Annotated in this window: 27 protein-coding genes and 1 other RNA gene; 14 read left to right on the top strand and 14 right to left on the bottom strand. The window is 59.9% G+C overall.

Features of this window, described 5'->3' with window-relative positions; all coding sequences use genetic code 11:
- Positions 1 to 68 precede the first annotated feature (68 nt).
- On the top strand, positions 69 to 701 hold the full coding sequence (locus ACQKPZ_RS12930; RefSeq protein WP_427538507.1) for a hypothetical protein: 633 nt from the start codon (positions 69 to 71) through the stop codon (positions 699 to 701).
- 34 nt (positions 702 to 735) lie between these two features.
- Here the strand turns inward: ACQKPZ_RS12930 and ACQKPZ_RS12925 are convergent, their stop codons facing one another.
- From ACQKPZ_RS12925 to ACQKPZ_RS12900, 6 genes are all read right to left on the bottom strand, one after another.
- Positions 736 to 1,380 carry an RES family NAD+ phosphorylase gene (locus tag ACQKPZ_RS12925; RefSeq protein WP_427538504.1) on the bottom strand — a complete coding sequence of 215 codons (645 nt, stop codon included), beginning with the start codon at positions 1,378 to 1,380 and terminating at the stop codon, positions 736 to 738.
- Entirely contained in the window at positions 1,364 to 1,645 is a 282-nt protein-coding gene (locus tag ACQKPZ_RS12920) for a bacteriocin immunity protein (RefSeq protein ID WP_427538501.1), read from the bottom strand. Before ACQKPZ_RS12920 ends, ACQKPZ_RS12925 begins: the two co-directional genes overlap by 17 nt.
- On the bottom strand, positions 1,639 to 1,959 hold the full coding sequence (locus ACQKPZ_RS12915; protein ID WP_427538498.1) for an S-type pyocin: 321 nt from the start codon (positions 1,957 to 1,959) through the stop codon (positions 1,639 to 1,641). Before ACQKPZ_RS12915 ends, ACQKPZ_RS12920 begins: the two co-directional genes overlap by 7 nt.
- A gap of 153 nt (positions 1,960 to 2,112) precedes the next feature.
- The gene (locus tag ACQKPZ_RS12910) at positions 2,113 to 2,376 is read right to left on the bottom strand and encodes a bacteriocin immunity protein (protein ID WP_427538495.1); all 264 of its coding nucleotides are present in this window, start codon (positions 2,374 to 2,376) and stop codon (positions 2,113 to 2,115) included.
- Complete coding sequence (locus ACQKPZ_RS12905) at positions 2,373 to 2,564, bottom strand: HNH endonuclease signature motif containing protein (RefSeq protein ID WP_427538492.1); 192 nt, start codon at positions 2,562 to 2,564, stop codon at positions 2,373 to 2,375. Before ACQKPZ_RS12905 ends, ACQKPZ_RS12910 begins: the two co-directional genes overlap by 4 nt.
- 165 nt (positions 2,565 to 2,729) lie before the next feature.
- Entirely contained in the window at positions 2,730 to 3,209 is a 480-nt protein-coding gene (locus tag ACQKPZ_RS12900; protein ID WP_016498026.1) for an Lrp/AsnC family transcriptional regulator, read from the bottom strand.
- Between the two features lie 127 nt (positions 3,210 to 3,336).
- Here ACQKPZ_RS12900 and ACQKPZ_RS12895 point away from each other — a divergent pair, with 127 nt between their 5' ends.
- A complete protein-coding gene (locus ACQKPZ_RS12895) occupies positions 3,337 to 4,530 on the top strand; it encodes a methionine gamma-lyase (RefSeq protein WP_427538489.1) in 1,194 nt (397 codons plus the stop codon).
- 176 nt (positions 4,531 to 4,706) lie between these two features.
- Here the strand turns inward: ACQKPZ_RS12895 and ACQKPZ_RS12890 are convergent, their stop codons facing one another.
- Positions 4,707 to 5,144: a YhcB family protein gene (locus tag ACQKPZ_RS12890; protein WP_012274081.1), complete on the bottom strand. Its 438-nt coding sequence runs from the start codon at positions 5,142 to 5,144 to the stop codon at positions 4,707 to 4,709.
- Positions 5,145 to 5,279: 135 nt separating this feature from the next.
- On the opposite strand from ACQKPZ_RS12890, the gene ACQKPZ_RS12885 reads away from it, so the two are divergent.
- The 3 genes from ACQKPZ_RS12885 (at position 5,280) to zapE (ending at position 8,469) form a co-directional block, all read left to right on the top strand.
- Positions 5,280 to 5,915 (top strand): alpha/beta hydrolase, encoded by a 636-nt coding sequence (locus ACQKPZ_RS12885; protein ID WP_427538486.1) that lies wholly within the window; start codon positions 5,280 to 5,282, stop codon positions 5,913 to 5,915.
- 25 nt (positions 5,916 to 5,940) lie between these two features.
- Positions 5,941 to 7,290: a tryptophan--tRNA ligase gene (locus ACQKPZ_RS12880; protein ID WP_427538483.1), complete on the top strand. Its 1,350-nt coding sequence runs from the start codon at positions 5,941 to 5,943 to the stop codon at positions 7,288 to 7,290.
- 84 nt (positions 7,291 to 7,374) lie between these two features.
- Positions 7,375 to 8,469 (top strand): cell division protein ZapE, encoded by a 1,095-nt coding sequence (gene zapE, locus ACQKPZ_RS12875; protein ID WP_427538480.1) that lies wholly within the window; start codon positions 7,375 to 7,377, stop codon positions 8,467 to 8,469.
- Positions 8,470 to 8,585: 116 nt separating this feature from the next.
- Here zapE and ACQKPZ_RS12870 read toward each other — a convergent pair whose 3' ends face one another.
- Entirely contained in the window at positions 8,586 to 9,506 is a 921-nt protein-coding gene (locus tag ACQKPZ_RS12870; RefSeq protein WP_391127785.1) for a GlxA family transcriptional regulator, read from the bottom strand.
- Positions 9,507 to 9,764: 258 nt separating this feature from the next.
- Positions 9,765 to 10,805, bottom strand: a complete 1,041-nt coding sequence (locus tag ACQKPZ_RS12865) for an NADP(H)-dependent aldo-keto reductase (protein WP_427538477.1) — start codon at positions 10,803 to 10,805, stop codon at positions 9,765 to 9,767.
- A gap of 258 nt (positions 10,806 to 11,063) precedes the next feature.
- On the opposite strand from ACQKPZ_RS12865, the gene rplM reads away from it, so the two are divergent.
- The 7 genes from rplM to ACQKPZ_RS12830 all read left to right on the top strand — a co-directional run bounded on the left by rplM (position 11,064) and on the right by ACQKPZ_RS12830 (position 15,926).
- On the top strand, positions 11,064 to 11,492 hold the full coding sequence (gene rplM / locus ACQKPZ_RS12860) for a 50S ribosomal protein L13 (RefSeq protein ID WP_003251819.1): 429 nt from the start codon (positions 11,064 to 11,066) through the stop codon (positions 11,490 to 11,492).
- Positions 11,493 to 11,506: 14 nt separating this feature from the next.
- Positions 11,507 to 11,899 carry a 30S ribosomal protein S9 gene (rpsI, locus tag ACQKPZ_RS12855; RefSeq protein ID WP_003260797.1) on the top strand — a complete coding sequence of 131 codons (393 nt, stop codon included), beginning with the start codon at positions 11,507 to 11,509 and terminating at the stop codon, positions 11,897 to 11,899.
- A 263-nt stretch (positions 11,900 to 12,162) separates the two neighbouring features.
- On the top strand, positions 12,163 to 12,756 hold the full coding sequence (gene petA, locus ACQKPZ_RS12850) for a ubiquinol-cytochrome c reductase iron-sulfur subunit (protein ID WP_427538474.1): 594 nt from the start codon (positions 12,163 to 12,165) through the stop codon (positions 12,754 to 12,756).
- Positions 12,756 to 13,967 carry a cytochrome b gene (locus tag ACQKPZ_RS12845; protein ID WP_391127788.1) on the top strand — a complete coding sequence of 404 codons (1,212 nt, stop codon included), beginning with the start codon at positions 12,756 to 12,758 and terminating at the stop codon, positions 13,965 to 13,967. The genes petA and ACQKPZ_RS12845 overlap by 1 nt, the downstream gene beginning before the upstream one ends.
- Positions 13,967 to 14,746 (top strand): cytochrome c1, encoded by a 780-nt coding sequence (locus ACQKPZ_RS12840; RefSeq protein ID WP_391127658.1) that lies wholly within the window; start codon positions 13,967 to 13,969, stop codon positions 14,744 to 14,746. Before ACQKPZ_RS12845 ends, ACQKPZ_RS12840 begins: the two co-directional genes overlap by 1 nt.
- A 117-nt stretch (positions 14,747 to 14,863) precedes the next feature.
- On the top strand, positions 14,864 to 15,487 hold the full coding sequence (locus tag ACQKPZ_RS12835) for a glutathione S-transferase N-terminal domain-containing protein (RefSeq protein ID WP_403194453.1): 624 nt from the start codon (positions 14,864 to 14,866) through the stop codon (positions 15,485 to 15,487).
- 10 nt (positions 15,488 to 15,497) lie between these two features.
- Positions 15,498 to 15,926 carry a ClpXP protease specificity-enhancing factor gene (locus ACQKPZ_RS12830; RefSeq protein WP_403194455.1) on the top strand — a complete coding sequence of 143 codons (429 nt, stop codon included), beginning with the start codon at positions 15,498 to 15,500 and terminating at the stop codon, positions 15,924 to 15,926.
- Positions 15,927 to 15,978: 52 nt separating this feature from the next.
- Here ACQKPZ_RS12830 and ACQKPZ_RS12825 read toward each other — a convergent pair whose 3' ends face one another.
- The 5 genes from ACQKPZ_RS12825 to ACQKPZ_RS12805 form a co-directional block, all read right to left on the bottom strand.
- Positions 15,979 to 16,197 carry a YgdI/YgdR family lipoprotein gene (locus ACQKPZ_RS12825; RefSeq protein ID WP_427538471.1) on the bottom strand — a complete coding sequence of 73 codons (219 nt, stop codon included), beginning with the start codon at positions 16,195 to 16,197 and terminating at the stop codon, positions 15,979 to 15,981.
- A gap of 163 nt (positions 16,198 to 16,360) precedes the next feature.
- Positions 16,361 to 16,939, bottom strand: coding sequence for a BON domain-containing protein (locus tag ACQKPZ_RS12820; protein WP_427538468.1), 579 nt, complete (start codon positions 16,937 to 16,939; stop codon positions 16,361 to 16,363).
- Positions 16,936 to 17,529, bottom strand: a complete 594-nt coding sequence (locus ACQKPZ_RS12815; RefSeq protein WP_012274070.1) for a phosphoheptose isomerase — start codon at positions 17,527 to 17,529, stop codon at positions 16,936 to 16,938. Before ACQKPZ_RS12815 ends, ACQKPZ_RS12820 begins: the two co-directional genes overlap by 4 nt.
- Positions 17,530 to 17,615: 86 nt before the next feature.
- Positions 17,616 to 17,987, bottom strand: coding sequence for a YraN family protein (locus ACQKPZ_RS12810; protein WP_427538465.1), 372 nt, complete (start codon positions 17,985 to 17,987; stop codon positions 17,616 to 17,618).
- Positions 17,987 to 19,804 (bottom strand): penicillin-binding protein activator, encoded by a 1,818-nt coding sequence (locus tag ACQKPZ_RS12805; RefSeq protein WP_427538462.1) that lies wholly within the window; start codon positions 19,802 to 19,804, stop codon positions 17,987 to 17,989. The genes ACQKPZ_RS12810 and ACQKPZ_RS12805 overlap by 1 nt, the downstream gene beginning before the upstream one ends.
- Before the next feature lie 186 nt (positions 19,805 to 19,990).
- On the opposite strand from ACQKPZ_RS12805, the gene rsmI reads away from it, so the two are divergent.
- Positions 19,991 to 20,866, top strand: a complete 876-nt coding sequence (gene rsmI, locus ACQKPZ_RS12800) for a 16S rRNA (cytidine(1402)-2'-O)-methyltransferase (RefSeq protein ID WP_427538459.1) — start codon at positions 19,991 to 19,993, stop codon at positions 20,864 to 20,866.
- 67 nt (positions 20,867 to 20,933) lie between these two features.
- An RNA gene (gene rnpB / locus ACQKPZ_RS12795) (RNase P RNA component class A) lies at positions 20,934 to 21,305 on the top strand.
- Positions 21,306 to 21,472 lie beyond the last annotated feature (167 nt).

Below are 21,472 nucleotides of genomic sequence, written 5' to 3'. Positions count from 1 at the left end.
AAGTTGACGGTTAAAAATCGAGACCCTATCTTATTTACCAATAGCCTCTACGTATTCAAGGATTCCCCATGGCCACTGCTACTCGCGAAGCGCTCCACCCGGCATTCGCTTGCATCGAAGCTGTCAAAGCTGCCTTGCGGCAGCGTTTCGAGGAGCACCTTGCACGTGCATCTGAAGCGGTGTTAATGGAAGCGGTGGCCCAGGCAGACGAAAAAGCGTTTGTTGCGCTAGCCAAGGTCGATGTTGAAACGAAGCGCAGTGTCGCAACGCGGAATCAGGAAGCCATCGCCAGGATGAAGGCGCGCGCATTCGAGCGTGTCGCCAGCCGTTGCGAGTTGCTGGATGCCAAGGCGGTCGGTGAAATACTGGGTATCAGCAAACAAGCGCTGAGCCAGAAGACAAAAGTAGGGAAGCTGCTCGCCTACACCAATACTGGTAATCGCAGAAAATTCTATCCGTCGTTTCAGTTTGCCGAAAACAAGCCGAGAGCAGTTGTTGAGGAGCTGATCACGTCGCTCGATGTAGATCCTGCTGACACCGAAGCCATGAATTTTCTGGTTCAGCATTTGGTCGGCAGGATGGACTACTCCGAACCTGGAGAGCCGGGTAGCGAGTTGCCACGTTTTGAACTGCTGGATGACAGTGCAGCCGTGGAAATCATCAAGCGTGACTTTGTGAATGCTTTTGACGATGGACAGTGAAATATGGCCTTCCCAACAGATTCGGCTTGTGCCTCTACTCCACTGCTACACCCAGGCTATCCAGAAACTCTAGTACCGTTTCCCCGTTCGCCAGAACGGCCGCCATCACCGGTTGATGGCTTATCGCTTCGACCTGCTCTGAGCGGCCCTCGAACAGCACGACATTGCACCCTTTCATTGAGCCGGTAATGGTGTAGACCGCTGACTGATAAAGCAGGCCATCAACACTGCGGTGATGCATGCATGCTTGGCTGATTTCCTGGGTGAGTGCATAGCCCTCCCGGCCCTGACCTTTGGCCTGCACGATATCCCGTATCTTGTGATGAGTGGTCCGATTCGCCAGGGCCGCTACATCCACTACGCACAATTCACGAGCTGTCTTGAGCAGATGCAGGGAGGTCTGTTCCAGGTGCGACAGACGCACGGGCTGGCCATCAATGCCTTGGCCCGGCTGGAACGACTCGGCGATGGCAACTTCCTCGGTAAAGCCGAGGTAATAAACACCGACCTGTCTGGCAGGGTCGGCATAGCGAGTATCGGAATCGGCTCGATAACTGACGGGGTTGGCATCATGGCGAGAAGGCTGCACACGGTATAGGAGTGTACCTGCAGGTATTGATCTAAAAAGCGCTTGGTGCTTGTTCAGTGCTTCCTGCACCTGATCAGCTATTTGGTTCACATTTCTGATCCCTGAACAGTGGTAGCCCCTTCGATTCTCTCCACTTCACAATGAGTGCCATTACTGTTTCGGCATTGATATCCTCTACGTTGCCTGGGTAGTAGATCAGGTCCGAACCGGCGGGATGTGCTACCAACTCAATAAACAGCTCGAGTAACCGGTCCTGCCAGGCTGGAGAACCCTCTGCCTGTATCAACGCTTCAACAATCGACTGAAATTCAGCGTATGTATAGTCCGCAAGGCAGTGCTTCCCGCTGGTCACCATGGCGCCTCCGATGACAGTGCATACTGCATGGCGCTCATGATTCGCAGGTTCGCGGCGTCGTACATCAACCCACCCCATTCGGGCAGGTGCAGGTGGATAATCTGGTAGGAGCGCAAGCCTTTCGCGGTGTCACAAAAGGGGGCGCGAGGAGGCCAGCCTTTCTTGAGGCGGTTGAGTTGTGCAGGGACAAATTGCTTACAGTAGATAGGGTCTTCTGCGATCGCCAACCAGAAAGATTGTGAGAAATGGTCGAAGCTTTCAAATGTTTTTTCTGAAAGCTTTTTAACTATGTAGTCAGGAAGGCAAGCGGCCATGCTAGAGCTAACTCCGTTAGAGGATTTTCCATTTTAATCTAATTATTTTATTTGGTGATCCTAGAATACTGTGTGATTGGTCTTGAAGGGGTGTGGGAATTTTCTGTTAAGGTGCTTTAAGGTTGTACACCCCGCGTGAGCAGGGTGTCAGAGTCATTCTGCTTTGAATCCTGACTTTCCGTTAGCTGCGCGCCACTCTTTTATGATGCGTACAATTTCTTCAGGCGTATCAAGGCCGTCTGCTTCAGGCCAATAAATTAGGTCTGAACCATTGGGGTGTTCGCTCAAAGCCTTGAATGTCATGATTTGTATATCAAGCTCTTGATCGCTTATGTTGTCTGGTGGGTTGATTATTGATTTGATAAAGGTTAAGAATTCAAGTTCTGTGTATTCGGAAATCGTGGCTTTTTGAGTCATTCGGAGGCCCCGTAGTGAATGTCGTGATGCGCCGCTGGCGTAACTACTCTCAAGTTATCCACGTCGTATACAGATCCGTTCTCGGAAATTGGAATCACGTGGTGGAGTATGAAGGTTGCGTGACCTTTGTAGTGATCTTTCACGCGCTTTTGGTGCACGCCCGTTGGTGATGAGACTTCTGTTTGCATTATTGAACTGGCTACAGCGCTTCATCGAGATAGTACGTGTTGTCCTGTGCCATGTAGGTTCTTCTGGTCACTACATGGGCTAGCTTTACGTGAATCGAATTTGCGGTATGTCAGCTGCAGCCTGTCAACCAGTAGGAAGCTTCGCGTCACTCGGAATGATCTGTCTCAGATGTGTTTTTCCGACACCGGAATCACCCGCCGTTCCTTCACCGCCTTGTAGGAAAAGCTCGAGTAAATCTCCTTAACCCCCGGCAATCGCTGCAGCACTTCCCGGGTGAATTCGCCGAACGACTCCAGGTCACGCGCCAGGATCTCCAGCAAAAAGTCATAACGCCCGGAGATGTTGTGGCAGGCGACGATTTCGGGAATTTCCATCAGCCGCTGCTCGAACGCCAGCGCCATGTCCTTGGTGTGCGAATCCATCATGATGCTGACGAACGCCGTTACACCAAACCCCAAGGACTTGGGCGAGAGGATGGCCTGATAGCCAGTGATATAGCCGTTGTCTTCCAGCAGTTTGACCCGTCGCCAGCAGGGCGAGGTGGTGAGTGCCACCTGGTCGGCCAGTTCGGCAACGGTGAGGCGGGCGTTGTCCTGCAGGGCGGCGAGCAGGGCGCGGTCGGTGCGGTCGAGGCTCGAAGGCATGATTTGCCCTCCTGATGATTCAATTATTGTTTTTGTCCCAATAACCACCCGCATGCGTGGGCCATTTTGGAAAAAATCGGGTAGCTCGGTGGCATAAGCTTATAACAAACCACCAGAGGCTGTTGCCATGCGCGACTCCCATAACAACACCGGTTTTTCCACGCGGGCCATTCACCATGGCTACGACCCGCTGTCCCACGGTGGCGCGCTGGTGCCTCCGGTTTACCAGACCGCCACGTACGCATTTCCCACCGTGGAATACGGCGCTGCCTGCTTTGCCGGGGAAGAGGCGGGGCATTTCTATAGCCGTATCTCCAACCCCACCCTGGCATTGCTGGAGCAGCGCATGGCTTCGCTGGAGGGAGGCGAAGCGGGGTTGGCGTTGGCGTCGGGGATGGGGGCGATCACCTCGACCATCTGGACCCTGCTGCGGCCCGGCGACGAGCTGATTGTCGGGCGCACGTTGTATGGCTGCACCTTTGCCTTCTTGCACCATGGCATTGGTGAGTTCGGGGTAAAGGTTCGCCATGTTGACCTCAATGATGCCAAGGCGCTTAAAGCGGCGATCAACAGCAAAACGCGAATGATCTACTTCGAAACACCGGCCAACCCCAACATGCAACTGGTGGATATTGCTGCGGTAGCCGAGGCGGTGCGGGGGCATGATGTGTGGGTGGTGGTCGACAACACCTATTGCACGCCGTACCTGCAGCGGCCCCTGGAGCTGGGGGCGGACCTGGTGGTGCATTCGGCGACCAAGTACCTCAGCGGCCATGGCGATATCACTGCCGGGCTGGTGGTGGGGCGCAAGGCGCTGATCGACCGTATTCGCCTGGAAGGGCTAAAAGACATGACCGGGGCGGTGCTGTCGCCGCATGACGCTGCATTATTGATGCGCGGGATCAAGACCCTTGCACTGCGTATGGACCGCCACTGCGCCAATGCCCTGGAGGTGGCGCAGTTCCTGGCTCGGCAGCCTCAGGTCGAGCTGATTCACTACCCGGGCTTGCCATCGTTCGCCCAGTACGAGCTGGCGCAGCGGCAGATGCGTTTGCCCGGGGGGATGATTGCTTTTGAGCTGAAGGGGGGGATTGAGGCCGGGCGGCGATTCATGAATGCCTTGCAGCTGTTTGCCCGGGCAGTGAGCCTGGGGGATGCCGAGTCGCTGGCGCAGCACCCGGCGAGCATGACCCATTCCAGCTATACGCCGAAGGAGCGGGCGCATCACGGGATTTCGGAAGGGTTGGTGAGGTTGTCTGTGGGGCTGGAAGATGTGGAAGACCTGCTGGCAGATCTCGAACAGGCATTGTGGCACCTGTAGGAGCGGCCTTGTGTCGCGAAAGGGCTGCGCAGCAGCCCCGACATTCTTGCCGGATGGCTGAAATCCTGGGGCCGCTGCGCAGCCCTTTCGCGACACAAGGCCGCTCCTACAGGGGTCGTCTACAGGCTTTGCCCACAAAAAAGGCCTCTCGCGAGGCCTTTTTCATGTTCAGCGGATCAACGCTTGAGCCCGTAGCTCTCGTCGAGCATGCCCGGCGAGTTCGGCGCTTTTGGCGCATAGTCGCGCGGCACTTCGGCGGTGTCTTTCGGCGGGGTCAGGCGGTCACGTGGGCCTTGCGGCGCTTCAGAATGCAGTGCAGCCAGTAGGCGCTGGCGAGTGACGTCATCGAGGGCCAGGCTGTTGGCGCCTTCGGCCAGGTGATCCTGTACGTCCTGGTAGCTCTGGGTCAGTTTCTTGACCAGCATGGCGGTGCTGTTGAAGTGGGTGACCACTTCGTTCTGGTAGCTGTCGAAGCGCTTCTGGATGTCATCCAGTTGGCGCTGGGTGTTACTCGGCGCCGCGTTGGGCAGCAGGCGGGCAACAATGAAACCAACCGCCACACCAATGACCAGGGCCAGGGTCGGCAACAACCAAACAAGGAGCGAGAGTTCCACGAGTCCTTCCTCTATAAACGGCTTTGCTTTACGTTAACGGCTCAGACCTGCGCTGTATACCGCGAGCGATCGCAAATCAGAACAGAATTCCTCACCTAGACGAATCGACCCTCCCCGAGGTCACGGAGTAGTGCCTTGCTTGTCCGCGAAACCCCCTTGTTCATCGATGGCCCCAGCGGCCAGCTGGAAGCCTTGTACCTGGACGTGGCCGATGCCCGCGGCGCGGTGCTGATCTGCCACCCCAACCCGGTCCAGGGCGGCACCATGCTCAACAAGGTGGTCTCGACCCTGCAACGCACTGCCCGCGATGCCGGCTATGTGACCCTGCGTTTCAACTACCGTGGTGTCGGCCAGAGCGCCGGTAGCCATGACATGGGTGCCGGCGAAGTGGCCGATGCCGAGGCCGCCGCCGCCTGGCTGCGTGCCAGGCACCCCGAGCTGCCAGTGGTACTGATGGGCTTCTCGTTCGGTGGCTTTGTCGCTACCAGCCTGGCCGGCCGCCTGGAAGCAGCCGGGGTATCGCTGCAACACTTGTTCATGATTGCCCCGGCAGTCATGCGCCTGACGGCCGAATTCCCGTTGCCACAGCACTGCCCGATCACCGTGGTGCAGCCAGACGCCGATGAAGTGGTTGCGCCGCAGCTGGTTTACGAATGGTCCGACAGCCTGTCGCGCCCCCATGAGCTGCTGAAAGTGGCAGAATGTGGCCACTTCTTCCATGGCAAGCTGACCGATCTGAAGGATCTGCTGCTGCCGCGCCTTTCGAACTGAGCCAAGCCTGAATAAGCGAACACCCATGACCACGCGCATTCTTACCGGTATCACCACCACCGGCACTCCGCACCTGGGCAACTACGCCGGCGCCATTCGCCCGGCGATCCGTGCCAGCCAGCAGCCCGGTGTCGACTCGTTCTACTTCCTGGCCGACTACCACGCCCTGATCAAGTGCGATGACCCGCTGCGCATCCAGCGCTCGCGCCTGGAAATCGCCGCCACCTGGCTGGCCGGTGGCCTGGATCCGGACAAGGTGACCTTCTACCGCCAGTCCGACATCCCGGAAATCCCCGAGCTGACCTGGCTGCTGACCTGCGTTGCCGCCAAGGGCCTGCTGAACCGTGCCCATGCCTACAAGGCCTCGGTGGACAAGAACGTCGAGGCCGGCGAAGACCCGGACGCCGGCGTGACCATGGGCCTGTTCAGCTACCCGGTGCTGATGGCCGCCGACATCCTCATGTTCAACGCCAACAAGGTGCCGGTCGGCCGTGACCAGATCCAGCACGTGGAAATGGCCCGCGACATCGGTCAGCGCTTCAACCACCTGTTCGGCCAGGGCAAGGACTTCTTTGCCCTGCCGGAGGCGGTGATCGAGGAAAGCGTGGCGACCCTGCCAGGCCTGGACGGGCGCAAGATGTCCAAGAGCTACGACAACACCATCCCGTTGTTCACCAGCGCCAAGGATATGAAAGACGCCATCTCGCGCATCGTCACCGACTCGCGCGCGCCAGGCGAAGCGAAAGACCCGGACAACTCGCACCTGTTCACCCTCTACCAGGCTTTCGCGACGCCAGGGCAGTGTGCTGAATTCCGTGATGAGCTGTTGCAGGGCCTGGGCTGGGGCGATGCCAAGCAGCGCCTGTTCCAGCTGCTGGACGGCCAGTTGGCCGAAAAACGCGAGTACTACCACCAGTTGATCGCCCGCCCTGCAGACCTGGAAGACATCCTGCTGGCCGGCGCCGCCAAGGCGCGCAAGATCGCCACGCCGTTCCTCGAACAACTGCGCGAGTCCGTTGGCTTGCGTTCCTTCCGCAGTGGCGTGCAGGCCAATACCGAAGTGAAGAAGAAAGCCGCCAAGAGTGCGCGCTTCGTCAGCTTCCGTGATGAAGACGGCAGCTTCCGCTTCCGCCTGCTGGCCGCCGACGGCGAACAACTGTTGCTGTCGCGCAGCTTTGCCGATGGCAAGAGCGCCGGTGCCGTGAGCAAGCAGCTGCAGCAAGGTGGCGAGGCTGATGTGCGTGTCGAAGGCTTGGGCTTCGGCCTGTGGCTGAATGGCGAGCAGGTTGCCGACGGGCCGCAGTTCGACAGCGCCGAGGCCCGTGATGCAGCCATTCAAAGCCTGCGCGATGCCTTGGCGCCACAGCAGGACTGAGGCATATTGACGCAAGTCTGATTGCCATAAGGCGGGCCTGTCGCTACAGTGACGGCCCGTTTTTTGTTGCCTCGCTAACGAATCATGACTCCCTTAGAACGCTATCAAGCAGATCTGAAACGTCCCGACTTCTTCCATGACGCGGCGCAGGAAACTGCGGTGCGTCACTTGCAGCGCCTGTACGACGACCTTGTACACGCGCAGAACAACAAGCCGGGCGTGTTCGGCAAGCTGTTCGGCAAGAAGGAACAGACCCCGGTCAAGGGCCTGTACTTCTGGGGTGGGGTAGGGCGAGGCAAGACCTACCTGGTCGATACCTTCTATGAGGCGCTGCCGTTCAAGCAGAAGATGCGCACGCACTTCCACCGCTTCATGAAGCGTGTGCATGAGGAAATGAAAACCCTCAAGGGCGAGAAGAACCCGCTCACCATCATCGCCAAGCGCTTCAGCGATGAAGCCAAGGTGATCTGCTTCGACGAATTCTTCGTGTCGGACATTACCGATGCCATGATCCTCGGCACCCTGATGGAAGAGCTGTTCAAGAACGGCGTGTCGCTGGTGGCCACCTCCAACATCGTGCCGGACGGCCTGTACAAGGACGGCCTGCAACGTGCGCGCTTCCTGCCGGCCATTGCCATGATCAAGCAGTTCACCGATGTGGTGAACGTCGACAGCGGCGTCGACTACCGCCTGCGCCACCTGGAGCAGGCCGAACTGTTCCACTACCCGCTCAATGACGCTGCGCACCAGAGCATGCGCGCCAGCTTCAAGGCGCTGACCCCTGAATGCACCCAGGCGGTCGAAAACGATGTGTTGATGATCGAGAACCGCCCGATCAATGCCCTGCGTACCTGCGACGACGTTGCCTGGTTCGACTTCCGCGCCCTGTGCGACGGGCCGCGCAGCCAGAACGACTACATCGAACTGGGCAAGATCTTCCACGCCGTGCTGCTGAGCAACGTGGAGCAGATGGGGGTCGCCACCGACGACATCGCCCGCCGTTTCATCAACATGGTGGACGAGTTCTACGACCGCAACGTCAAGCTGATCATCTCGGCTGAGGTGGAGCTGAAAGACCTGTATACCGGTGGGCGTCTGAGCTTCGAGTTCCAGCGCACCCTGAGCCGGTTGCTGGAGATGCAGTCGCACGAATTCCTGTCGCGCGCGCACAAGCCTTAAGAATTTTGGGGCCGCTTTGCGGCCCATCGCGACACAAGGCCGCTCCTACAAGGGATCGCGTACTTCTGTAGGAGCGGCCTTGTGTCGCGATGGGCTGCAAAGCAGCCCCCTGGGCCTCAAGCCTCCTGCATGAACTGCTGCCGATACTGGTTCGGCGACAACTCGGTATGCTGGCGGAACAACCGCGCAAAGAAACTGGCATCGTCATAGCCGACCTCATAACTGATGGTCTTGATGCTCTTGCGCGTGCTCGACAACAACCCCTTGGCGGTCTCGATACGTAGCCGTTGCAGGTAGTGCAGGGGCTTGTCACCCGTTGCGCCCTGGAAGCGGCGCATGAAATTGCGGATGCTCATGCCGTGGTTGCGGGCCACGTCCTCGAAGCGGAACTTGTCGGCGAAGTGCTCTTCCAGCCAGTGCTGGATCTGCAGGATGATCAGGTCCTGGTGCAGCTTCTGCCCGCCAAAGCCCATGCGCCCTGGGGTGTAGTTGCGCTGCACTTCGTAGAGGATGTCGCGGGCCACGGCGCGGGCCACGTTGGCGCCGCAGAAGCGTTCGATCAGGTAGATGTACAGGTCGCAGGCCGAGGTGGCACCGCCAGCGCAATAGATGTTGTCGGCGTCGGTCAGGTGCTTGTCCTGGTTCAACCGGATCTTCGGGAAGCGCTCGGCAAACGTGTTGAAGAAGCGCCAGTAGGTGGTCGCCTCCTTGCCATCGAGCAGGCCGGACTCGGCCAGCCAGAACACGCCACTGGCCTCGGCGCACAGCACCGCGCCACGCGCATGCTGGTCGCGCAGCCAAGGTAGCACCTGTGGGTAACGTTGCAGCAGGTTGTCGAAGTCGTCCCAGTAGGCCGGGAGGATGATTACATCAGCGTCGTCCAGGCCACCGTCGACCGGTAGCTGTACATTGCTGAAGCTGTCCACGGGCTGGCCGTCGGGGCTCACCAGGCGGATTTCGAACATGGGCTGCAAGCCCAGGCCAAGCTGCTTGCTGTAGCGCAGGGCGGCGAGATGGAAGAAGTCCTTGGCCTGCATCAAGGTAGAAGCAAATACCTTGTCAATGGCCAGGATGCTGACGCGCCGCAGCGACGCGGAGGGTTGGGTAAACATCATTGTCATTGTTCTTATAGGGTAGAGTGGTCAATCACCGGCTGGATCGTCTTATTTTTTGGCGATTGTGTCTACCCCGCAGCACCGCGTGGTCTTCTTCGCGGGCAAGCCCGCTCCCACAGGGGCTGCGCTGAACCCTGTGGGAGCGGGCGTGCCCGCGAATAGGCCGGTAAAGGATTACGCTCAAGGCGCCGGGTTCGGCTGCTCCTGGTGAATCGCCTCGATCGCTGCCAGCAGCTCGTCATTCAGGTTCAACTCGATGCTGGCCAGGTTGCTTTCCAGTTGCGCCAGGCTGGTAGCGCCAATGATGTTGCTGGTCACGAACGGTTGCCGGGTCACGAATGCCAGGGCCATCTGCGCCGGGTCCAGGCCATGCTCGCGAGCCAGTTGCACGTAGCGGGTACAGGCTGCAACGGTCTGCGGGTTGGAGTAGCGGGCAAAGCGGCTGAAGAGGGTCAGGCGTGCGTTGGCCGGGCGTGCACCGTTCTCGTACTTGCCCGAGAGCATGCCGAACGCCAGTGGCGAATAAGCCAGCAGGCCGCACTGCTCGCGGATGGCCACTTCCGCCAGGCCCACCTCGAAGCTGCGGTTGAGCAGGTTGTACGGGTTCTGGATCGACACCGCCCGCGGCCAGCCACGGCTTTCGGCCAGTTGCAGGAACTTCATGGTGCCCCACGGCGTTTCGTTGGACAGGCCGACATGGCGGATCTTGCCTGCACGCACCTGCTCGTCGAGTACTTCGAGGGTTTCTTCCAGCGGGGTGAAATGGTCCTGCGGCAGGTGCTGGTAGCCCAGCTTGCCGAAGAAGTTGGTGCTGCGTTCCGGCCAGTGCAGCTGGTACAGGTCGATGCGGTCGGTCTGCAGGCGCTTCAGGCTCTCGTCCAGCGCCGCGACGATGTGCTGGCGGTTGTGCTTGAGCTGGCCGTCGCGGATGTGGCTGATGCCGTTGCCTGGCCCTGCGACCTTGCTGGCCAGCACCCAGTCGTCGCGGTCACCATTGGCACGGAACCAGTTGCCGATGATGCGCTCGGTGGCCGCATAGGTTTCCGGGCGGGGCGGCACCGGGTACATCTCGGCGGTGTCGATGAAGTTGACCCCGGCGGCCTTGGCCTGGGCAATCTGTTCGAAGGCTTCGGCCTGAACGTTCTGTTCACCCCAGGTCATGGTGCCCAGGCACAGGGCGCTGACGTTGAGGTCGGTACGGCCGAGCTGGCGGTATTCCATCGGTTAGACACTCCTTGGCAATAGATGCCCATCAAAGCAGGTTGAAATTTTTCTCGCAATCTGGATAATTCAGCCCCTCTCCGCGTGGCGGAAGTGATGCACCATCACGCAGGAAGAACCCCGTCGAACATTGGCGTGCCCGACCCGAGCCCCCAAAAGCGTCTGTGTTCGGCTGCGCGCTTGCCCTTGGCAAGCTGTGCACTATCCAGTAAGATTCGCCGTCTATTTTTCGCTGGGCGGCCTCTGAGGCTTTAGAGAATGAAAACTTTTACTGCTAAACCGGAAACAGTAAAGCGCGAGTGGTTCGTAGTCGACGCCGCTGGCCAGACCCTGGGTCGTCTGGCTACCGAAATCGCTACCCGTCTGCGTGGCAAACACAAACCAGAATACACCCCTCACGTTGACACCGGCGACTACATCGTCGTTATCAACGCCGAGCAGGTTCGTGTGACTGGTGCCAAGTCTTCCGACAAAATGTACTACTCCCACTCCGGTTTCCCGGGCGGTATCAAGGAAATCAACTTCGAGAAGTTGATCGCCAAGGCCCCTGAGCGTGTTATCGAAACCGCGGTCAAAGGCATGCTGCCTAAGAACCCGCTGGGTCGCGACATGTACCGTAAGCTGAAAGTGTACGCGGGTGCTGCTCACCCACACACTGCTCAGCAGCCTCAAGAACTGAAGATCTAACGGGATAGTTCATTATGTCGGCGACTCAAAATTACGGCACTGGCCGTCGCAAGACCGCAACCGCTCGCGTATTCCTGCGTCCGGGTACTGGTAACATCTCCATCAACAACCGTTCTCTGGACGTGTTCTTCGGTCGCGAAACCGCTCGCATGGTTGTTCGTCAGCCGCTCGAGCTGACCGAAACCGTTGAGAAGTTCGACATCTACGTCACCGTTTCCGGTGGTGGTGTCAGCGGTCAAGCCGGTGCGATCCGTCACGGTATCACCCGCGCTCTGATGGAATACGACGAAACCCTGCGTGGCGCTCTGCGTCGTGCTGGCTACGTCACCCGCGACGCTCGTGAAGTCGAGCGTAAGAAAGTGGGTCTGCGTAAAGCGCGTAAGCGTCCTCAGTACTCCAAGCGTTAATACCGCTTCGGCAGTCGAGAAAAGCCCGGTTCCTTGGAACCGGGCTTTTTTTTTGGCTTGAACTAACCTGTCAGCATGTCAGTGGCCGCTTGTCGCATAGACACAGATCAAGCAAACCGCGGGTAGAGGGCCCTTGCCGGGGTAATCACCTTGTCAGTGTGTGGATTTGTTTCTTACCATGGCGACCAAATTTTAGTGCCACTGACACAACCTAAGTACGAGCCTGATTCAACAGGCCAAGCAAGCTGATGGGAGAGGACTGAATGAGCAATGACGGCGTCAACGCAGGCCGGCGCCGCTTCCTCGTAGCCGCGACATCCGTGGTCGGGGCAGCGGGAGCAGTGGGGGCTGCGGTACCGTTCGTGGGGTCATGGTTTCCCAGTGCCAAGGCGAAAGCCGCAGGTGCACCGGTGAAGGTCAATATCGCCAAGGTCGAGGCCGGGCAGCAGATGGTGGCCGAGTGGCGTGGCCAGCCGGTGTTCATCGTGCGGCGAACGGAGGAGATCCTCGGCAACCTGAAAAAAATCACCGGCGACCTGTCTGACCCGGATTCCAAGGCCTCGGTGCAGCCGACCTATGTCGACCCCGAGGTTCGCTCGATCAAGCCGGAAATCCTCATTCTCGTTGGCCTGTGCACGCACCTGGGCTGCTCGCCCACCTTCCGCCCGGAAGTTGCACCGGCTGACCTCGGTCCTAAATGGGTGGGTGGCTACTTCTGCCCGTGCCACGGCTCCCACTACGACCTGGCTGGCCGTGTCTACAAGTCGCAGCCGGCACCTCTCAACCTGCCCGTGCCGCCGCACTCTTATGAGTCGGACGAAATCGTCGTCATCGGCGTCGACCAGGAGAAAGCATGATGAGCAAGTTCATGGACTGGATTGATGCTCGCTTCCCCGCCACCAAGATGTGGGAAGACCACCTGAGCAAGTATTACGCGCCCAAGAACTTCAACTTCCTGTACTTCTTCGGCTCCCTGGCATTGCTGGTACTGGTCAACCAGATTGTCACCGGCGTATGGCTGACCATGAGCTTCACGCCCTCGGCGGAAGAGGCATTCGCCTCGGTCGAGTACATCATGCGTGATGTGGAATACGGCTGGATCCTGCGCTACCTGCACTCCACCGGTGCGTCGGCGTTCTTCATCGTGGTCTACCTGCACATGTTCCGTGGCTTGCTCTACGGCTCGTACCAGAAGCCACGCGAGCTGGTGTGGCTGTTCGGCATGCTGATCTACCTGGCACTGATGGCCGAAGCCTTCATGGGCTACCTGCTGCCGTGGGGGCAGATGTCGTACTGGGGTGCCCAGGTAATCATCTCCCTGTTCGGTGCAATCCCGGTGATCGGTGGTGACCTCACCCAGTGGATTCGTGGTGACTACCTGATTTCGGGGATCACGCTGAACCGCTTCTTCGCCCTGCACGTGGTTGCCCTGCCGATCGTGATTCTTGGCCTGGTGGTGCTGCACATCCTGGCCCTGCACGAAGTGGGTTCGAACAACCCCGATGGTGTCGACATCAAGAAGAAAAAGGACGAAAACGGCATTCCGCTGGACGGCATTCCGTTCCACCCGTACTACACCGTCAAGGACATTGTCGGCGTGGTAGTGTTCCTCTTCGTGTTCTGCGCCGTCGTGTTCTTCTTCCCGGAAATGGGCGGTTACTTCCTGGAAAAACCGAACTTCGAGCAGGCCAACGCCTTCAAGACACCTGAGCACATTGCGCCGGTGTGGTACTTCACACCCTTCTACGCAATCTTGCGTGCGGTGCCTGACAAACTGATGGGTGTCATTGCCATGGGCGCGGCCATCGCCGTGCTGTTCGTACTGCCGTGGCTCGACCGCAGCCCGGTGAAATCCATGCGTTACAAGGGCTGGATCAGCAAGGTCTTCCTCCTGGTGTTCTGCGTGGCCTTCGTCATCCTCGGTGTGCTGGGCGTACTGGCGCCGACACCTGGGCGTACCTTGCTGTCGCAGGTGTGCACGGTGTTGTACTTCGCCTACTTCCTGCTGATGCCGTTCTACACAAGGCTCGAGAAGACCAAACCGGTTCCGGAAAGGGTGACTGGCTGATGAAAAAGTTGATTGCAGTATTTTTGCTGGCAGTGATGCCTGCCTTTTCCTTCGCTGCCGAACACAGCCTGGAGCTGGACAAGGCCGATATCGACCTGACCGACAAGGCCGCCATGCAGGACGGTGCGCGTACCTTTGCCAACTATTGCATGGGGTGCCACAGTGCCAAGTTCCAGCGTTACGAGCGGGTAGCCGATGACCTGGGTATCCCGCATGAGCTGATGCTCGAGAAGCTGGTGTTCACCGGTGCCAAGATCGGTGACCACATGCAGATCGGCATGAAGCCCAGTGACGCCAAGACCTGGTTCGGCGCCGCACCGCCCGACCTCACCCTGGTGGCTCGCGTGCGGGGTACCGACTGGCTCTACACCTACCTGCGCAGCTTCTACGAGGACCCGTCGCGGCCTTACGGGGTGAACAACAAGGTGTTCCCGAACGTCGGCATGCCTAACGTGCTGGTCGGCCTGCAGGGTAACCAGGTGATTGGCTGCAAACAGGTGCAGACGGTGACCGATGGCAAGAAGCAATTCGACCCGTTGACCGGCAGCCCGATTACCCACGAAGCCTGTGACCAGCTGACCATTACGCCGAAATCCGGTACCCTGACCACCGAGCAGTTCGACGAGAAGGTCAAGAACCTGGTGACCTTCCTGGCCTATTCGGCCAACCCGGTCAAACTGGAAAGCCAGCGCATCGGTACCTATGTGTTGCTGTACCTGGCTTTCTTCTTCGTATTCGCCTACTTGCTCAAGCGTGAATACTGGAAGGACGTGCACTGATCACGCAGTAGTTTCTGGTTGTTGAACGCGCCCGGGGCGCCCCAGCAGAAATGCTGGGGCGCCCCGGGCGCGTTTTCATTTACAGTTGCACAAGCATCCCGTGCGAGGAGCCGCTACATGGGCGCAACCAACAGGTTAGCCTGCTATTCCGATCCCGCTGATCATTACTCTCATCGGGTACGCCTGGTGCTGGCCGAGAAGGGTGTCAGCGTACAGGTCATCGATGTCGACCCGGCCCGCCTGCCGCCCAAGCTGGCTGAGGTCAACCCTTACGGCAGCGTGCCGACCCTGGTCGACCGTGACCTGGCGTTGTATGAATCGACCGTGGTGATGGAGTACCTCGAGGAGCGTTACCCGCACCCGCCGCTGATGCCGGTATACCCGGTTGCGCGCGGTAACAGCCGTTTGCTGATACACCGCATCCAGCGTGACTGGTGTGCCCTGGCCGATACCGTGCTCGATTCGCGCAGCAGCGAAGCTGCCCGTACCGAAGCACGCAAGGCCCTGCGCGAAAGCCTGACCGGCGTTTCGCCACTGTTCAATGAATTCGCCTGCTTCATGAGCGATGAGCAAAGCCTGGTCGATTGCTGTCTATTGCCCATACTCTGGCGTTTGCCGGTGTTGGGTATCGAGTTGCCGCGGCAAGCCAAGCCGCTGCTGGATTACATGGAGCGTCAGTTCGCCCGCGAGCCTTTCCAGGCGAGCCTGTCCTCCGTAGAACGTGAAATGCGCAAGCTTTAAGGAGCCGTTGATGAACTCCAGTCGCCCCTATCTGGTTCGAGCACTGTATGAGTGGATCGTCGACAACGATTGCACGCCCCACATGCTGGTCAATGCCGAATTCCCGAAAGTTCAGGTGCCGGATGGTTTCGCCAGTGATGGCCAGATCGTCTTGAATATCTCGCCAAGTGCCGTGCGCAGCCTGCACATGGACAACGATGCGGTCAGCTTCGAGGGCCGCTTCAGTGGCGTGGCTCATTCGCTGTTCGTGCCGGTTGGCGCCATCCTGGGTATCTACGCCCGTGAAAATGGCCAGGGCATGGTCTTTGAGCTGGAATCCCCGCTGGAGGGTGACGAGCTGGAGGACGATGAGGTACAGCCAGATGATGATGGCCCGCCAGAGGGTGGCGGCCAGCCACCGCGGCCGACTGGTCGGCCAAGCTTGAAGGTGGTGAAGTAACAAAAAAAGGCGATCCGTAAGGGTCGCCTTTTTCTTTGCTGCCAACCTTGGGTTACAGGTCGCTGATGGTGCGTACCTGGTCCTTGTTGATGCGGGTGCGCTTGCCGTCGAGTTGCTGGAACTCGTAGAAGCCAGCGTCGCGGTCGTACTTCGGTGCGTCGACAGCCTGGATTTCACGGCCATCGTTGAGGGTGATCAGGCTAGGGGTGGAGCAGCCGGCCAGGGTGGCGAAGGTGCCGAGCAGCAGGGCAGGCAGCAGAAGCTTTTTCATGCGGTGTTTCCTGGGTTTCTGGAAAAATGGAGCATCTCTGTTGCCTGTCCGGGCCTCTTCGCGGGTAAACCCGCTCCCACAGGGACCTCACATTTCCAAGGCTTGTGAGGTCCCTGTGGGAGCGGGTTTACCCGCGAAGAGGCCCGGACAGGCAAGCAGTGAATCAGTCGATGTACTCGAACAGCTTGACGATCTTCTGCACGCCCGACACGCCCTGAACCACGGCAGTGGCCGAGTTGGCCTCCTGCTGGGTCACCAGGCCCAGCAGGTAGACGATACCGTTCTCGGTGATCACCTTGATGCGCGAGCTGGGCACGGCATTGTCGGTCAGCATCTGCGTCTTGATCTTGGTGGTCAGCCAGGCGTCGTTGTTGCGCGCCAGGATCGAGGAGGGCTGCATCACCTGCAGTTCGTTGTGCACTTTCTTGACGCGCTGTACCTGGCCGGCGGTCTGCTCGGCGAGGCTCTTGAGGTCTGCACGTGGCGTCTGGCCGGCCAACAGGACGATGCCGTTGTAGCTGCTGACAACGATGTGCGAGCCCTTGTCCAGGTCGGGGCTGGCCTTGGAAATGTTGACAGCAGCCTTGGTTTCGATCAGCGAATCGTCGATTTTGCTGCCGATGGTGCGCGTGCCGCGATCGTCCTCGATGGGCGAATTACGGGTAGAGGTGAGTACCGAGCTGCAACCGGTGACGCTCAGGCACATGGTCAGGGCCATCAGGCCGAGGCGCATAGGGGTCATTCTTCACTCCCGAACAGTTGGCTGTCGATCAGATCGCAAAGGCAGTGGATCGCCAGCAGGTGGACTTCCTGGATGCGCGCAGTAACGGTTGAAGGTACGCGGATTTCCACGTCTTCGGGCAGCAGCAGCGAAGCCATGCCGCCGCCGTCGCGACCCGTCAATGCTACGACAATCATTTCGCGGTCATGTGCGGCCTGGATCGCCTGGATCACGTTGGCCGAGTTGCCGCTGGTGGAGATCGCCAGCAGAACGTCCCCAGGCTGGCCCAGGGCGCGGATCTGCTTGGAAAAGACTTCGTTGTAGCTGTAGTCGTTGGCGATCGAGGTCAGGGTCGAGCTGTCGGTGGTCAGCGCAATGGCCGGCAGGCTCGGGCGTTCGCGCTCGAAGCGGTTGAGCAGCTCGGACGAAAAGTGCTGGGCATCACCGGCAGAGCCGCCGTTGCCACAGGCGAGCATCTTGCCCTCGTTGAGCAGCGCATTGACCATGACCAGGCTTGCCTGCTCGATGTGCGGTGCCAGGATGTCCATTGCCTGTTGCTTGGTATCGATGCTGGCCTGGAACAGCCGGCGAATTCGGGATTGCATGTCCATCTGGTGACCTTAAGTGGGGCGGTGGCCTTTGCTACGCGCAACAACGACCAGCCCGCGATACATAGAGCAAAAAATACGAAGTGAGTTCAGCATTCGAAGGCGTTTTTCAGCCATTGAAGCGGTCTGCCTGCATGGTGGCTACCCTGCAGGGCGACAACGTCGAAGCGGCAGGGGTGGTTGCCCCAGCGGGGTTCCTTTTGCAGGAACAGGCTGGCGGCGAGCACCAACCGTTTCTGCTTGCGCCCGTCGATACTTTCGAGGGCACCACCGAAGCCCGCGTGCAACCGGTAGCGGACTTCGACGAATACTACTGTATCGGCGTCGAGCATGACCAGATCAAGCTCGCCGCCTTTGCATCGCCAGTTACGTGCCAGCAGTTGCAGGCCCTGCCCTTGAAGGTGCTCAAGGGCCTGGGTTTCTGCCTCTTGCCCGGCACGGGTGGGCGATGCTGTTGCCATCAGCGCGCAGTATCGGGCAGGCGCTTGACTTGGCCGCCAGCGAACTCGGCCCATGGCAGCTGGCGCTCGACACGCTGGTTGGCGTTGATGCTCAGGCTGCCCGAAAGGCCCAGGACGCGGTTGTCCGGCAGCGCTTTCAGTTGGCCCAGGCGCGGTGCGAGGCTGTAGGCATCGACGCCCATGGCATACAGGCGGCCAAGGCTGCCGGCAGCTTGCGGCCACTGCTGGACAACCTGCTGGCGCAAGCTGTTGCTGGTGTCGAGCAGCCATGGCGTTTCGCAGAAGCGGATGCCGTTCATGTCGTTGTACTGGTTCACGTCACCGCTGGCGCTGTACAGGTTCGAGGTGGCGTAGACCGGCACGTCACCGGCGTACTGGAAGTTCAGGGTCGGTTTGATCTGCTGGGCCTGTTGCGGGGTCGAGGCCAGGAAGATGAAATCGATGTCCTGGCGGCGCGACGGTTGTGCGGCGATGCTGCCACCTACCGTGCTTTGCAGGCTCTTGGCGCGGCCTTCGCTCTGGCGCAGCTGGAACAGGTCGGCAATCTGCTGGGCCAGGGCAACCGGCTGGGCAATGCGCTCGGCAGCGAGCAGGGTGCCGCCATTGCCTTCCCAGTCCTGGCGGAAGGCGGCCAGCACGCGGTCACCCCATTCGCCACTCGGCACCAGCGCCACGGCGCGGACCATGCCGTCGGCGCGGGCGCGGCGGGCGACTTCACGGGCTTCGTCTTCGGCGGCCAGGCCGAACTGGAACAGTTGCGGCGGCGCTTTCTGGCCAGCGTCGGCGTAGTTGAGGGCCAGGGTGGTGATCGGCAATTGCGGTTTGGCCGCCAGTTGCTTCACCAGTGGTTTTTCCAGCGGGCCGATGACCAGTTGCACGCCAGCGGCCTGGGCCTGGCGGTAGAAGTCGTCAAGCGAGCCGATGCGCGAGCTGTCGAACACCTGCACTGCAGGTGCTGGCTGGCCGGCTTGCTGGGCCTGGAAATGGGCGGCCATGAAGCCATCACGCAGGGCGCGGGCAACACCGGCCAGCGGGCCCTCCTGAGGCAGCAGCAGGGCGATCTTGGTCAGCGGCTGGCTGGCCAGCTCCTTGAGCTTGGTCAGTGCCAGTGGCAGTTGTTGTGCCGCTGGGTGGTCCGGGTGCTGTTTGACCCAGGTTTCGATAGCCGCTTGCTGTTGTTCCAGGGTGCCTGCGCTTTTCACGGCGAACGCCAGGCTGGTCCAGCCGGCCAGGGTCTGGTCGTTGGCGGGCTGTTGCAGTTGCTCTGCCGGCAGCGAGGCGACCAGGGCCCAGATGGCGTCGTTGTTGGCACTGGCGGCCTGGCCGCTCAGCAGCGGGGCCAGCAGTACGCGCTGTTGCGCAGCAGCCAGGGCCTGGCCGTCGGCTTCGAGGGCGGCGGCGTGCACGCTGTAGGTGCGCGCTTGCTGCTCTGCCGGCAGTTCGGCAACGCGCTGCAGGCTAGGGTGGGCCAGGGCAGTCAGTGCCGCCTTGGGCTGGTTACGGCTCATGGCCAGCTCGGCAGCGAGGGTGCTGGCGAACACTTGTTGGGCCGGCTTGAGCGTGTCCAGCGGGACTTGCTCGAGAATGCGTGCGGCGCGTGGGAAGTCCTTCTGCTTGTAGGCCAGGTCGGCTGCGCTCAGGCGCAGCAGGGCGGCGTCTTCCGTAGACTTGCTGGAAGCGGCCTTTTCGAGCAGTTGCTCGATGCTGGCGTCCGGGGTGCGTGGCAGTTCGCCCAGGCTGGATGAGGGCGAGCTGGCGCAGGCTGCCAGCAGGGCAGCGAGGCAGAGGGCTGTTAGCAGCCGCAGGCAAGCGATCATGTAAAGGTCCTGTTACTCGATCAAGTTGGCCGGCAATTGTACCCAAGCACTGGCCGGGGCGCGATGTCGCTGTGCTGATCCTTCACTATAGGTGGCTTGCCGCTGGTCGCAGGTGAAGTTCTTTGCGCCCTGTTACAGGCGCTCGGGCTACAATGGCGCCTTTGATCCGAATGACAGGTGTGCGCAGTGACTGATGTGGCAGGGGCTTCGAAATCCACGGTGGGGACGCTGTATGTGGTTGCAACCCCCATCGGCAACCTTGACGACATGAGCGCCAGGGCGCTGAAGGTGCTGGCGGATGTGGCGCTCATCGCCGCCGAAGACACCCGTCATTCGATCCGTCTGTTGCAGCACTTTGGTATCGATACGCCGCTGGCGGCCTGCCATGAGCACAACGAGCGCGATGAGGGTGGGCGTTTTCTCACCAAGTTGCTGGCTGGCGAAAACGTGGCGCTGGTATCCGATGCCGGTACGCCGCTGATCTCCGACCCGGGCTACCACCTGGTGCGCCAGGCGCGGGCCGCGGGTGTGAATGTGGTGCCGGTGCCGGGCGCGTGCGCCTTGATTGCCGCGTTGTCGGCGGCCGGCCTGCCATCGGACCGCTTCATCTTCGAAGGCTTCCTGCCGGCGAAGCAGGCGGGGCGCAAGGCGCGTCTGGAGCAGGTGAAGGAAGAACCGCGTACGTTGATCTTCTATGAGGCGCCGCACCGCATCCTGGAATGCCTTGAAGACATGGAGGCGGTATTTGGTGGCGAGCGCCCGGCGCTGCTGGCGCGCGAGCTGACCAAGACATTCGAGACCCTCAAGGGCTTGCCGTTGGCCGAGTTGCGAGCATTCGTTGCTGGCGACAGTAACCAGCAGCGCGGTGAGTGCGTGGTGCTGGTAGGGGGCTGGAGTGCGCCCGAGGGTGAGCAGGCCATCAGTGCCGAGGCGCAGCGCGTACTTGACTTGCTGCTGGCCGAGTTGCCGCTAAAGCGGGCAGCGGCACTTGCGGCGGAAATTACCGGGGTACGCAAGAATCTTTTGTATCAACTTGCCCTGGAAAAGCAAAAGGCCGAATAGTGGCAAAATGATATAGATGCCGGTATCGCTTGTTCTTGGGCGCGCGTGCCGGTAACCTTGTCGGCGGAGAGTCGATCGGACAGTCGCTGCCTGTTTTTGTTCCACTACCTTGTAGAACAAACCAGGGGGAGGAAAGTCCGGGCTCCATAGGGCGGAGTGCCAGGTAACGCCTGGGAGGCGCGAGCCTACGGAAAGTGCCACAGAAAATAACCGCCTAAGCACTTCGGTGCCGGTAAGGGTGAAAAGGTGCGGTAAGAGCGCACCGCACGGCTGGCAACAGTTCGTGGCTAGGTAAACCCCACTCGGAGCAAGACCAAATAGGGTTCCATCAGGCGTGGCCCGCGTCGGAACCGGGTAGGTTGCTAGAGGCGTCCAGTGATGGCCGTCGTAGAGGAATGACTGTCCTCGACAAAACCCGGCTTACAGATCGACTCTCCACCTTTTCCTTCCCTGCTTGATTCGATAGCAGATCCTCTCTGGTAATACCGAAAAAATCTTACTCTTGATAAATCACTTTAACTTCTAACTCCATGTGCTCGCGTGGGTTTGATTTTTCTCGTGTTTTTTTCCTGTCGGCAGTCCTTCCACATTCCCATATCGCGCTAA

The organism is Pseudomonas sp. NPDC089547 (genome assembly GCF_050280665.1).
Classification (GTDB): Bacteria; Pseudomonadota; Gammaproteobacteria; order Pseudomonadales; family Pseudomonadaceae; genus Aquipseudomonas.
Note: the sequence above shows the minus strand (reverse complement) of the source record. Positions and strands in the feature narration are given on the sequence as shown.